This is a genomic window from Ralstonia sp. RL (assembly GCF_001683835.1).
Taxonomy (GTDB): domain Bacteria; phylum Pseudomonadota; class Gammaproteobacteria; order Burkholderiales; family Burkholderiaceae; genus Ralstonia; species Ralstonia mannitolilytica.
The window spans coordinates 53765-66573 of the sequence record NZ_LWRX01000148.1 but is presented as its reverse complement, the minus strand read 5'-3'; the positions used below and the strand labels follow the sequence as shown (position 1 = coordinate 66573).

The following is a 12809-nucleotide window of genomic DNA, read 5'->3' as shown; positions in this document are numbered from 1 at the left end:
CCGCTCTGGCATTGTCTGGCGCCCGATGGACCCGAATTGCTTAGCTAAACGATCGCCGCTATTCTACCGTGCCGCAGCACGAATTCCTGCCGGCGTGCTGGAAAAACCCCTCGTTTTCAATGACTGACCTCGCCGCCTCATCTGGCACCCCCGCTGCCGCCCGCGCGCCCGTCCGCACCGTGTTCATCGTGTCGGATGGCACCGGGATCACCGCTGAGACCTTCAGCCATTCGATCCTGGCCCAGTTTGAAATGAAGTTCCGCCAGGTGCGGATTCCGTTTGTCGACACGATCGACAAGGCGCATGTTGCAGTCGCCAAGATCAACGAGGCGTTCCACGCCGAAGGGGTGAAGCCGATCGTCTTCACCACGCTGGTGGATGCGGAGGCCAACGAGATCGTCCATCGGGCCAAGGCCACCATCCTGGACATGTTCCAGACCTTCATCGAGCCGCTCGAGAAGGAACTCGGCCTGAAGTCGACCCACGCCATCGGCCGCTTCCACCAGAACGCCGATACCGAGGCGTACAAGAACCGCATCGAGGCAATCAACTTTTCACTTGCGCACGATGACGGTCAGTCACACAAGAACCTGGCGGAGGCCGATGTGATCCTGGTGGGGGTCTCGCGCAGCGGCAAGACGCCGACGAGCCTCTACCTGGCGATGCAATACGGCGTGAAGTCGGCCAACTACCCGCTCATCCCGGACGATTTCGAGCGCGGCAAGCTGCCCTCGGTGCTGTACGACTACAAGAGCAAGATCTTCGGCCTGTCCATCGATCCGCAGCGCCTGTCCGAAATCCGGAACGAACGTCGCCCAGGCAGCAAATATGCGGCCCTGGAAAACTGCCGCTATGAAGTGAACGAGGCGGAATCGTTGATGCGGCGCGAGGGGATCAAGTGGCTGTCGTCGACGCACAAGTCCATCGAGGAAATTGCCACGACGATCCTGCAGGACATCAAGATGGAGCACAACAACTACTGAACGCGACGTTCCCGAGGAAGACGGCCGGCATTGCACCGGCCGTTTTGCTTTTGCGGCGCCCGGTCAGGCTCCGTTGCGCACCCAGTTGCCACCGTGGGCAGCGGCTTGCGCCGCGGGCGAGCTCGCCAGATATGCCAGTGCCTGCTCGGTGGAGCCCTCGTGATGCGGCGTGTAGCTCGGCCGGAAATAGCGCAGCGCCGCCCCCAGCATCTTCCAGAACGACGGCAGGCAGCCTCGCCGCGAGCCGTGCCACCATCCGCGGATGAAGCCGGGAAAGCGCCCCGCGCCCGGATCGCGCTTGTACATGAAGCGGAAGCCCGTGACGAGGAAATACAGCAACAGCAGGATCGTGGTCAGCATGTGGAAGCAGCGCTCGGCGTACGTCCCACCCATGTGGCGGAAGATGTCGAACGCCACGGTGCGGTGCTCGACTTCCTCGGCGCCGTGCCAGCGCAGGAGGTCGAGCATGACCGGATCGGCGTGGGCGGCATCCAGCCCCTTTGCGTTGAGCACCCAGTTACCGAGATAGCCGAAGAAGTGCTCCAGCGCGGCGATGATGCCGAGCTGCTGTCGCAACCAGAAACGGGTGTGGCCGATCCTCAGGCCGAGCGGCCGTTCGCCGAGCACCTTCGAGAACAGCCAGTCCAGCCGTTGCGTGAAGGGTTGCGTGTCAATGCCGTGGTCCTTGTAGTAATGCGCAAGCACACCGCCATGCGAGCGCGAATGGACGGCCTCCGGCCGCAGGAAGCCCTCCGCGTCGGCGCGCAGCTTCGTGTCGGCAATCAACGGCAGGGCCTTGTTGTAGACGCGGCAGAACCACAACTCCCCAGCGGGAAACAGCAGGTTGAGGATGTTGATGATGTGCGTGCTGGACGGGTCGCCGGGAATCCACTGGATGGGCGTGTTCGCCCAGTCGAAGCGGACGTGGCGGGCCTTGATGTAATAGTCGGGCGCGGTCATGGCGGGTCTCCTGTCGTTCTCGTTCGCCGCACTCAATCACCGGTGATGCTCACACGCGCGATCAGCCTGCCGAGCCATGGCGCATAGCGGGAGATCAAGCGCGATGCATGCGCCTCGATGCCGATCGTGACGACGGGCTGGTTGCGCAGCACCGCGCGCAGCATCGCTTTGGCGACCATTTCGGGTTTCAGGCCGCGCAGCTGGTAGAGCCGGGTTGCGCGGGCGCGCAATTGCGCCTGCCGCGCCACGGTGGCACCGGCATAGACGGTCGAGGCCATGATCCCGGTCTGCGCAAAACCCGGGCAGATGGCCGAAACGCCGATGCCGTGCCCGGCGAGCTCGCCCCGCATGCATTCGGACAGCATCAGCACTGCGGCTTTCGTCGTCGCATAGGCCGCGAGATCGCGCGACGGAGCAAACGACGCGGCCGAGGCGGTATTCAGGATGTGCCCGCCCTGCCCACGCTCGACCATCTGCCGCGCGAACAGCCGTGCGCCGTGGATCACGCCCCACACGTTCACATGCAGGACGCGTTGCCAATCGCCCTCGGTGGTGTCGACAATGCCGCCGGCCATGCCGATGCCCGCGTTGTTGACGACGATGTCCGCGCCGCCAAGCGCCTTGCCGACCCACTCGACCAGCGCCTCCATCTGCTCCGCGCTGCCGACGTCGGCGGCGCGCGCCCACGCCACGCCGCCGCTGAGCCGGACCAGCGTGGCGGTGCGCTCGGCGTCTTCGGCCCGGATGTCGACGGCGACAATGGCTGCGCCCTGCTCGGCAAACTCGAGCGCCGCACACCGGCCGATGCCGCTGCCCGCCCCCGTGATGACGGCCAGCTTGCCCGCGAGTGGCCTGCGGTCGCCATGTTGGCGGGCGCGCTGCAGCGCTTCGGGCTCCGGCGCGCCTTCGATGTGGTCGATCAGCTCGCGCGCCAGCTCGGCCATGCGCCCCGCGTGCGTAACGGGCAGCCAGTGCCCCGCAACGACCTCCCGCCGCCAATACTGCGGCGCCCAGCGCGACAGGTCTTCCGACAACGCTGGGCTGACGTACTTGTCCAGCGTCGGCACGATGACCTGCACCGGCGCGTGTGCGACACGCTTGCGCGGCGCAAACAGGCTGCGGATGAAGTTGGCGCGATACAGCGACACTCCGTTCACGCCGTCTGCCGTCTGTGTCGCGCGCGGCGTGATGGCGGTCTTCTCCACGCGGCGAAGCACGCGTGGCCAGGCGCGGCCCAGCCACAGGCGCCAGCTCAGCTCCGGCACGATCGGCAGGTGGAACAGCAGCACGTACCACGAGCGCACGAGCTGCCCCAGCATCTTGCCCAGCGACGCCGGCGTCGGCCGCAGCAGCCGCGCGCGCATCCAATGCCCGACGTGGTCGAGGCACGGTCCCGAGCACGACGTGTACGACGCGATGCGCCCGCGCAGGCGTTCCTCCGTCACGAATTCCCACGACTGGATCGAGCCCCAGTCATGCGCGATGAGGTGGACGGCCTTGCCCGGGCTCAGTGTATCGATGACAGCGATGAAGTCCCCGGTGAGCCGCGCGAAGGTGTAGTGGCGCATCCCCCTGGGTGCGCTCGATCGCCCTGCGCCGCGCACGTCGTAGGCGATGACGTAGTAGTCGCGCGCGAGCAGCGGTGCCATGTCGTGCCAGACCTCGCTGTTGTCGGGATAGCCGTGGACGAGCACGACGGTCGGGCGCGCCGGGTCGCCCCACGTTTTGACGGCCAGCGTGACGTCGCCGGAGTGCACGGTGCGCTCGGCGCGCGGGAACGCCGCGGCCGGCTCGAACAGCGCCAGCGGGGCCTCTTCGAGAAGCGTCTGCATCGGAAACCTCCGGCGCCGTCAGGCCGCGCGCTGTTGTGTCATCTGGCGCTGCTGCCAGCGGCGCACGTGCGGCAGGTCGTCGTCGAGCCAATACGCATCGTCCTCCGTAATGACGAGCAGCTCCTCGAACTTGGCGCCAACGCCGTGGAAGCCCAGGTGAGGCTCGACCGCCCACAGGCCGGGCACCGGTGCATGTTCCGAGCGCCGGTCGATCGACCACAGCGGCGACCACCCCTCCTGCTTGCCGCTGCGCACCTGCTCGAGCATCAGGTTGCGCGTGGCGTTCAGCCCGAACCGCGCCACGAAGCGCGGCGTGGACGGCCTCTGCAGCTTTGCCACGCGATGCGCGAGCACCTTGAACGGATACGCCTTGTGGCGCGGTTCCACGCCCTGCTTCATGCAGAGCTGGTCCACCGCACGTGCCACATCCGCCATCGAGCGCCGCTCGCGGACCAGCCGCACGATGCGTTCGCGGTGCGCCATCAGGTCGTCCTGCAGTTGCTCGAGGATGGCGTTCTCCCCGAGGCACATGGCGTAGCCGACATCGGCAATCACGCCATTGCGCACCGGCGCCACGTCGAGGATGACGGGCATGTTCTCTTCCAGCCGCCGCGACGATGGAAAGAACGCCAGATTGAAACCGCCCAAGTGAGCAAGGCCCGAAAAACCCTGGAACGCCGTGCGATCACCAAACCAGGCAAACGGCTTGTGCAGCCAGTCGTGTACGCCGCGATCGCCAAGCCATTCGGTGAGCAGCTTGGCAGCATCCTTTTCCGTCATGCCCGGGCGAAGCATGGCTCCGACGGCCTCGACGCACTGGTAGGCAAGCTGCTGGATTTCGCGGAATTGCGCCAGTTCGTCCATATTGACGTGCGCCAGCGTGGGGGTCGGCATGGCGGTCTCCTTGAGTCTGGTTATCTGGGGCGCTCAACGGTGCCGCCACCAATGTTCCATTACTCAATGGCAAAGTCAATGCAGGTTTTGGCGTTTGAAAACACCGTGTGATGGACAGTCGGCAGAAAAATGGCGCCCTAACGCGCCCGACGTTGGCGCACAGCCTCGAACAGGCAGATGGCTGCCGCGGCAGCCACGTTCAGGGATTCCATCCCGCCCGGCTGAGGAATCACGACGGGAGTGGTCACCGCGGAAAGCCAGACGTCCGACACGCCTGCGCCTTCATTGCCGAACACCCAGCCAACGGGCGTATCGAGCCGTACATCGAACACCGCCTGCCTGGCGTGCGAGGACGTCGCCAGCAACGGCACTTGCAGGCGCGACTTCACGCTCTCGAACGTGCAGTGCTCAACGATATTGAGATGGAAATGCGCGCCCATTGCCGCGCGCAGCGTCTTGGCGGACCACGCAAAGGCACAGCCTGCCGTCATGAAGACGTCGCGCACACCCGAGGCGGCGGCGCAGCGCAGGATCGAGCCCACGTTACCGGCGTCCTGGATGCCATCGAGGATCACGCAGTCGGCATCGATGACATGCGGCAGGCGCCCTTCCGGGGTGTCGATCAGGGCCATCACGTCGACCCCGTTCACGACCGTCGTGAGTTGGCTGAACAACGGGTCGGCCAGCAGAATGATCGTCTGCGGATCGACGCGATCCAGCAGTGGCGCGACCTCGGGATGGGCCAGGTGCCGTTCAGAGACGAGGCACTGCTGCGGTATGAACCCGGCATCGAGATAGGCCGCGACGAGATGCACGCCATCGAGCATGGACTGCCCGGCGCGCCGGCGCTGCTGCGTGGAACCCGACAGCGCCTTGAGGTGCTTGAACACCGCGTTGTCGCGGGAGGTGATGTGCTTCACGGAATGATCGGGCCCAATGTCAGTCGTCCCATGCGCTTTGGGCCGCGGCGGCTTCGGCGGTCATCACCGTGAGGCCTTCCAGCGCGCGGCGCACAGGTGCGAACGAGCGGCGATGATGCGGCGTCACGCCATGCAAGTCGATTGCCGCGAGGTGTTGTGGAGTGCCGTAGCCGGCATGGACGTCGAAACCATAGTGCGGGAATTCGACATGCAGCGCGGCCAGTTGCCGGTCGCGCGTGACCTTGGCCAGGATGGACGCCGCCGAGATGGCCGGCACCAGCGCATCGCCCTTGACGACGGCCTCCACGGCAAACGCCACCTGAGGGCAGCGGTTACCGTCCACCTGCACGAGGTCGGGCAGCGCGCCTTGAGCGGCCACGCCCTGCACGGCGCGCTGCATCGCGAGCATCGTGGCGTGCAGGATGTTGATGCGGTCGATTTCTTCAACGGTGGCTTCGGCGACGTGCCAGGCCACGGCTTTCTCGACGATCTCTTCGTACAGCGCCTCGCGCTTCTTGGCGGTGAGGATCTTGGAATCGGCCAGGCCCTTGATGGGCTTGCGGGGGTTGAGGATCACCGCAGCGGCCGTCACGGGCCCGGCGAGCGGCCCGCGCCCGGCCTCGTCCACGCCGCAGAGGATGCGGCGCACGCGCTTGCCCGCCGGCGCTTGCACGAGCGGCAGACCCAGTTGCGCAGGATCGGGATTGCGTCCAGCCATGGTGTCAGAGCCTGCCGCGGCTGCGCAGCAGATCGACCACGACCTTCGCGCCGATCTCCGCCATGTTCTGCTTGAGCGTCAGGTGCATCTGCGTGAAGTGCTCGCGCAGGAACGTGGCGTTGGCGTGGTCGCTCAGCTGCAGCAGCGTCTCGCGCGCGAGCGCCTGGGGCGTCGCGTCATCCTGCAGCAACTCCGGCACGACGAAGCGGCCCGAGAGAATGTTCGGCAGGCCCACGTAGGGCAGATAGCCCTTGCGCTTCATGATCTGCGCCGTGAGCCAGGGCACCTTGTAAGTGATGACCATGGGCTTCTTGTACAGCGCGGCTTCGAGCGTGGCCGTGCCGCTGGCCAGCAGGATGACATCGGCCGCCTCCATCGCTGCATGTGACTGGCCGTCCACCACCCACAGGTGCAGGCCCGGATGCTGGGCACGCAACGCATCGATGCGCTCCCGCAGCATGGCATTGGCCGCCGGCAGCACGAATGCGAGGTCCGGCTCCACCAGCTGCATGCGGGCCATGGCGGCAAACAGGGTCGGCCCGAGATGCTTCACCTCGGAATTGCGGCTGCCCGGAAGCACGGCAACGACCTTGCGGCCCAGCGGCAGCCCCAGGCGCGTGCGGGCGCCTTCCACGTCCGGCACAAGCGGGATCTCGTCGGCCAGCGGATGCCCGACATAGGTGGCCGGAATCCCGGCCTTGGCATAGATCTCTGGCTCGAACGGGAACAGGCACAGGATGTGGTCGACCGCCTTGGCGATCGTCTTGATGCGGCCCGCGCGCCACGCCCAGATCGACGGGCTCACGAAGTGCACCACCGGCACACCCGCCTGCCGCATCGCGATCTCGACGTTGAAATTGAAGTCCGGCGCGTCGACGCCGATGAAGGCCAGCGGCGGCTTGGCCAGCAGGTCCTGCTTGAGCTCCTTGCGGATCGCCAGGATCTCGCGCAACTGGCCGAGCACCTCCACATAGCCGTTGACCGACAGCTTGTGCATCGGCCAGTTCGACTGAAAGCCCTGCTCGGCCATGCGTGCCCCGCCGATGCCGCGGTAGGCGATGTCGGCGGGCAGCTGCGCATGCAGCCCCTTGAGCAGCAGCGAGGCCAGCAGATCGCCGGACGCTTCGCCGGCCACCATGCCGATGCGGCGCACCGGCGCGGTCGGCTCGGTCAACGCACGATGCCGCGCTTGGTCGCGGCAATGAAGTCGGCAAACGTGCTGAGCGCCTCGCGGGTCGGGGCATCGCTTGCCTGGGCCATCTGCGCGGCAATTTCGGCCTTGGCCTGGTCGAAGCTCAGATCGCTCTTGTAGAGCAGCTTGTACGCCTGGCGCAGGCCGGTGATCTGTTCCGCCGTGAAGCCGCGGCGACGCAGGCCTTCCACGTTGATGCCGTGCGGGGCGGCCTTGTTGCCGCCCTTGTCGCTCGCGGCGATCACGAATGGCGGGACGTCCTGCACGAGCGCAGAGGCGCCACCGAGCATGGCGTGGGCGCCAATCCGCACGAACTGGTGCACGCCGGACATGCCGCCCAGGATCGCCCAGTCGCCCACTTCCACGTGGCCGGCAATCTGCGCGTTGCTGGAGAACACGGTGTGGTTGCCGACGCGGCAATCGTGTGCGATGTGCACGTAGGCCATGATCCAGTTGTCATCGCCGATGGACGTGATGCCCGCATCCTGCGCAGTGCCAGTGTGGATCGTGGTGAACTCGCGGATGGTGTTGCGATCGCCCACGATGAGCTGCGTCGGCTCATCGCGATATTTCATGTCCTGCGGGCGGCCGCCCACGGACGCGAAGTGCCCGATGCTGTTGTCGCGGCCGAGCGTCGTGTACCCCTCCACCACCGTGTGGTGGCCGATGCGCGTGCCCGCGCCGATACGCACGTTCGGCCCCACGACCGTGAAGGCCCCGACTTCCACGCTCGAGTCGAGCTCAGCCTTGGGGTCGATCTGCGCGGTCGGATGGATCTTGGTGGCGCTCATGCCTCACCCTTCGGTTCGTCCTTGATGATGGCGCACATGATCTCGGCCTCCGCCGCAAGCTCACCGTCCACCATGGCGAACACCTTGAACTTCCAGAAGCCGCGCTTGCCGCGCAGCACTTCGGCGTTCAGGGAAAGCTGGTCGCCCGGCACAACCTGACGCTTGAAGCGGGCGGCGTCGATGGCCGTGAACAGGTACAGATCGTTCTCCTGGCGCTTATGATCCGGATCGCCAAACGTCAGCAGCGCAGCGGTCTGCGCGAGCGCTTCCAGGATCAGCACGCCTGGCATGACCGGATGCCCCGGAAAGTGGCCATTGAAGAACGGCTCGTTGAACGTCACGTTCTTGATGGCCTTGATGCGCTTGCCGGCCTCGAGCTCCACCACGCGATCCACCAGCAGCATCGGATAACGATGCGGCAGCAGGTCCAGAATTTTCTTGATGTTGAAATCGCTGACGAGGCTCGTCGTCGCGTTAGATGCTTCGGTCATGATTCTTGTCGCAGGTCCTTGACCTGCTGTTCCAGTTGTTGCAACCGTTCGCGCATGCGCGTCAGGCCTCGAACGATGGCCGCGTTGCGCTCCCAGTCGCCATGCGGCATGAACGGGAAGACGCTGGTGAAGTGGCCACCGGGTTTGGTGATGGACTTGGTGATGGACGTGCCGCCCGACACCGTCACGCGATCGGCAATCGTCAGGTGGCCGGCAAAATTGGCCGCGCCGCCGATGATGCAGTAGCGCCCGATCTTGGTGCTGCCCGAGATGGCGGCACAACCGGCGATGACGGTATAGGCGCCCACATGCACGTTGTGCGCGATCTGCACCTGGTTATCGATCTTGCAGCCCTGTTCGACCACCGTGTCGGCCATGGCGCCGCGGTCGATGGCGGTGTTCGCGCCGATCTCGACGTCGTCTCCAATGACGGCCCGGCCCATCTGCGGAATCTTCACCCACTCGCCGCCCTGCGGCCCAAAGTCCGGTGCAAAGCCAAAGCCGTCTGCGCCGATCACGGCGCCGCTATGCACGATGCATCGCGCGCCGATCACGCAGCCGTGGTAGATCGAAACGTTGGCGTAAATGAGCGAGTCATCGCCGATGCACGCACCCGCACCCACAAAGCTGTTGCCGACGATTCGCACGCGTTCGCCCAGCACCGCGCCGGCTTCGATGATGACGTTCGGCCCGATCGAGCACGACGCAGGCACCACAGCACCCTCGCCCACGCTCGCGCTCGGGTGAATGCCGGGCGCAACGGGCCGCGCCGACAGCGCAACAAAGCGCTGCGCCACGCGCGCAAATGCAGCATACGGGTTGGCGGCCACCAGCCAGTTCCGGCCGGCAACGTGCCCCTGGCTTTCGAGCGTCTCCAGATCACGGGCCGACACAATGATCGCGCCCGCGCCCGAACTCACGGCCTGGTTGAGGTACAGCGGATTGGAAAGAAAAGCGAGCTGATCGGCGCCCGCCTGATCGAGCGGCGCGATCGACTTGACGATCAGGCCAGCGTCACCCTGGACGGTCGCGCCGAGCGACGCGGCAAGCTCACCAAGCGAAAACGACATGGGAACAACCTCATTTCGCCGATTGCGAAGTGTTCAGGGCCTTCAGCACATCGTCGGTGATGTCGATGCGGGGATTGACGTACACGGCTTCCTGCACGATCAGGTCGTACTTGCGCTGTTCAGCGATCGACCGGATGACGCGGTTGGCGCGCTCGAGCACCTGGGCCAGCTCTTCGTTGCGACGCTGGTTCAGGTCTTCACGGAACTCGCGCTGCTTGCGCTGGAAGTCACGGTCGAGGTCCGACAGCTCACGCTGACGGCGCGTCCGGTCGGAATCGGCCAGCACGGCGGAATCCTTGTCGAGCTTGTCCGACATGGCCTTGAGTTTGGAGGCCATGTCCTGCAGTTCGCGGTCGCGCTTGGCGAACTCGGCTTCCAGCTTGGACTGGGCCGCCTTGGCCGGCTGCGAATCGCGCAGGATGCGCTCCGAATTGACGGCAGCGATGCGGGCTTCCTGCGCCGCGGCAGGCGACGCAACACCGGCAGCAGCCAGCGCGACAAATGCAGCGGACACGCCCATGCGGGACAACGTGATGCGCGTGGATTTCATGATGAATGCGGTCATTAGAATGCAGTCCCGATCTGGAACTGGAAGCGTTGCGTTTGATCTTCGGTCTTGCGCTTGAGCGGGAAGCCCATGCTGATCTTCAGCGGACCGATCGGCGAGAGCCACGACAACCCGAAGCCTGTCGAATACCGCATCTCGCTGAACTTGTACGGTTGGCCTTCTGCAAACACGTTACCGTAGTCGAAGAACGTGAACAGGCGAACGGTACGGTCAACGCCCGAACCCGGCAGCGGGAAGATGAACTCGATGTTGCCGACGAACTTGCTCGCGCCACCGATGGCCACGCCGTTGGCGTCGCGCGGGCCGAGCGTGCTGGTTTCATAGCCGCGCACCGAGCCGATACCGCCGGCGTAGTAGTTCTTGAAGACCGGGAAGTCGCTCTTGCCGTAGCCGTGGCCGTAACCGATTTCGTTGTTGAACGCCATCGTGAACGACTTCGACAGCGGATAGAAGTACTGGTGCTGGTAGTACGCACGGTAGTACTGCAGATCGCCGCCCGGAATGCCGAATTCCAGGTTGGCCTGCTGATAGCGGCCGCGCGTCGGCACCAGGGCACTGTCGCGCTGGTCCTTCGACCAGCCGATCGTGATCGGGAAGTTGTTCGTGATGCGGCCGTTCTTGGCAACGTAGTTCTGATAGGCCAGCGGCGTGTTGGCCGTCACGTCGATGGTCGTGCGCTCGTAGCCGATACCGAAGAAGACCGTATCGGTTTCCGAGAACGGCACACCAAACTTGACGTTGCCGCCCTGCTGGACGACGCGGTAGTCCTGGTCACCCGTGTAGTACAGCGGGCGGTACGTGCGGTAGTACAGCTCGGTCGAGCGGCTGATGCCATCCACTGTGAAGTACGGATCGTATTGCGTGACGGCAATCGTGCGGTTCGACTTGGACGTGTTCACATCCAGGCCGAGGCTGGTACCGGAGCCGAACACGTTGTCCTGGCGGATACCTGCCGACAGCACCAGCTTGTCGGTCGACGAGAAGCCCACACCCAGGTTGATCTGGCCGGTCGGCTTCTCGGTCACGTTGACGTTCACATCGACCTGGTCGGCCGTGCCCGGCACGTCCTCGGTGGTGATGTTCGCGTCGGTGAAGTACCCCGTGCGGTTGATGCGGTTCTGCGAGAGTTGCAGCTTTTCGCCGTCAAACCACGAGGCTTCCATCTGGCGCATTTCGCGGCGCACGACTTCGTCGCGCGTCTTGCTGTTGCCGACCACGTTGACGCGGCGCACGTACACGCGACGGCCCGGATCGACCACCAGCGTCAGCGCAACCGTGCGGTCCTTCTGGTTGATCTGCGGCTGCGGGTTGATGGTCGCAAACGCGTAGCCGTACGTGCCGAGCAGGTCGGTGATCGCCTTGGTCGTCGACGACAGCTTGGCCGACGAGAACACGTCGCCCTGCTTGAGCTTGATGAGCTTCTCCATTTCGGGCTGCTTGCCCAGCAGCTCGCCGGTCAGCTTGATGTCGGACACCTTGTACTGCTCACCCTCGTGGATGTTCAGCGTCAGGTAGATGTCCTTCTTGTCCGGCGTGATGGAAACCTGGGTCGACTCAATGGCGAATTCGAGATAGCCGCGATCGAGGTAGAACGAACGCAGCGCCTCCAGGTCAGCCGTGAGCTTCTGCTTCGAGTACAGATCGTTCTTGGTGTACCACGACAGCCAGTTCGGTGTGGAAAGCTGCATCTCGTCGCGCAGGTCCCCTTCGGAGAAGGCCTTGTTGCCGACGATGTTGATCTGGCGGATCTTGGCCGTCGGGCCTTCGTCCACGGTGAACGTGATCGACACACGGTTCGCATCGACCGGCGTGACGGTGGTCGACACTTCGGCGGCGTAGTAGCCGCGCGAAACGTACTGACGCTTGATTTCCTGCTCGGCGCGATCGATCAGGGACTTATCGTAGTAGCGGGCCTCGGCCACGCCCACGCCGCGCAGCGTGCGGCGCAGCGCTTCCTTGTCGAACTCCTTGAAGCCGATGAATTCGAGCTGCGAGATGGCCGGGCGCTCTTCCACGCGGACCACGAGCACGTTGCCCTCAGCGCGGATCTGCACATCCTTGAAGAAGCCGGTGTTGTAGAGCGCGCGGATCGATTCTGCGCCCTTGTCGTCGGTGAAGGTCTCACCCACCTTCACGGGCAGATAGCCGAACACGGTACCCGGCTCGACGCGCTGTACCCCCTCCACGCGAATGTCCTTGACGACGAACGGCTCCACTGCATGAGCCTGACCGGCAGTAACGGTCAGCACGGAAGCCGCCAGCACGCTGAGCGGGAAGCGATGTTGTCTGATCAATCTAATCCCCTAATTGGATCCGGTTGGGAATCCACTTCTGAGTGTTTTCGAAACGCTGGGTTGCCCGCTCACGCCTGTGGCAACGATGAGGCTTGC

At 64.9% G+C, this 12809-nt stretch carries 12 protein-coding genes; 1 reads left to right on the top strand and 11 read right to left on the bottom strand.

All coding sequences use genetic code 11. The features are described 5' to 3' along the window. The first annotated feature begins 119 nt into the window (after positions 1-119). The gene (gene ppsR / locus A6M56_RS13975; protein WP_045786768.1) at positions 120-983 is read left to right on the top strand and encodes a posphoenolpyruvate synthetase regulatory kinase/phosphorylase PpsR; all 864 of its coding nucleotides are present in this window, start codon (positions 120-122) and stop codon (positions 981-983) included. Positions 984-1046: 63 nt separating this feature from the next. On the opposite strand, the gene A6M56_RS13970 is transcribed toward ppsR, so the two are convergent. The 11 genes from A6M56_RS13970 to bamA all read right to left on the bottom strand — a co-directional run bounded on the left by A6M56_RS13970 (position 1047) and on the right by bamA (position 12713). Then, on the bottom strand, positions 1047-1943 hold the full coding sequence (locus A6M56_RS13970; RefSeq protein ID WP_102079769.1) for a metal-dependent hydrolase: 897 nt from the start codon (positions 1941-1943) through the stop codon (positions 1047-1049). 32 nt (positions 1944-1975) lie between these two features. Further along, positions 1976-3775, bottom strand: a complete 1800-nt coding sequence (locus tag A6M56_RS13965; RefSeq protein WP_045786766.1) for an SDR family oxidoreductase — start codon at positions 3773-3775, stop codon at positions 1976-1978. Positions 3776-3793: 18 nt separating this feature from the next. Then, positions 3794-4669, bottom strand: coding sequence for a M24 family metallopeptidase (locus A6M56_RS13960; protein WP_045786765.1), 876 nt, complete (start codon positions 4667-4669; stop codon positions 3794-3796). Between the two features lie 137 nt (positions 4670-4806). Continuing rightward, positions 4807-5589: a TrmH family RNA methyltransferase gene (locus A6M56_RS13955; RefSeq protein WP_045786764.1), complete on the bottom strand. Its 783-nt coding sequence runs from the start codon at positions 5587-5589 to the stop codon at positions 4807-4809. A 19-nt stretch (positions 5590-5608) separates the two neighbouring features. Next, positions 5609-6307 (bottom strand): ribonuclease HII, encoded by a 699-nt coding sequence (gene rnhB, locus A6M56_RS13950; protein ID WP_045786763.1) that lies wholly within the window; start codon positions 6305-6307, stop codon positions 5609-5611. A 4-nt stretch (positions 6308-6311) separates the two neighbouring features. Continuing rightward, the gene (lpxB, locus tag A6M56_RS13945; RefSeq protein WP_373271739.1) at positions 6312-7445 is read right to left on the bottom strand and encodes a lipid-A-disaccharide synthase; all 1134 of its coding nucleotides are present in this window, start codon (positions 7443-7445) and stop codon (positions 6312-6314) included. A gap of 32 nt (positions 7446-7477) precedes the next feature. Beyond that, positions 7478-8290 carry an acyl-ACP--UDP-N-acetylglucosamine O-acyltransferase gene (gene lpxA, locus A6M56_RS13940; protein WP_045786761.1) on the bottom strand — a complete coding sequence of 271 codons (813 nt, stop codon included), beginning with the start codon at positions 8288-8290 and terminating at the stop codon, positions 7478-7480. Further along, positions 8287-8781: a 3-hydroxyacyl-ACP dehydratase FabZ gene (gene fabZ, locus A6M56_RS13935; RefSeq protein WP_045786760.1), complete on the bottom strand. Its 495-nt coding sequence runs from the start codon at positions 8779-8781 to the stop codon at positions 8287-8289. Before fabZ ends, lpxA begins: the two co-directional genes overlap by 4 nt. Next, positions 8778-9851 (bottom strand): UDP-3-O-(3-hydroxymyristoyl)glucosamine N-acyltransferase, encoded by a 1074-nt coding sequence (gene lpxD / locus A6M56_RS13930; protein ID WP_045786759.1) that lies wholly within the window; start codon positions 9849-9851, stop codon positions 8778-8780. Before lpxD ends, fabZ begins: the two co-directional genes overlap by 4 nt. A gap of 10 nt (positions 9852-9861) precedes the next feature. Beyond that, positions 9862-10416 carry an OmpH/Skp family outer membrane protein gene (locus A6M56_RS13925; protein ID WP_045786758.1) on the bottom strand — a complete coding sequence of 185 codons (555 nt, stop codon included), beginning with the start codon at positions 10414-10416 and terminating at the stop codon, positions 9862-9864. Further along, a complete protein-coding gene (gene bamA, locus A6M56_RS13920) occupies positions 10416-12713 on the bottom strand; it encodes an outer membrane protein assembly factor BamA (protein WP_045786757.1) in 2298 nt (765 codons plus the stop codon). The genes A6M56_RS13925 and bamA overlap by 1 nt, the downstream gene beginning before the upstream one ends. Between the last annotated feature and the right edge of the window lie 96 nt (positions 12714-12809).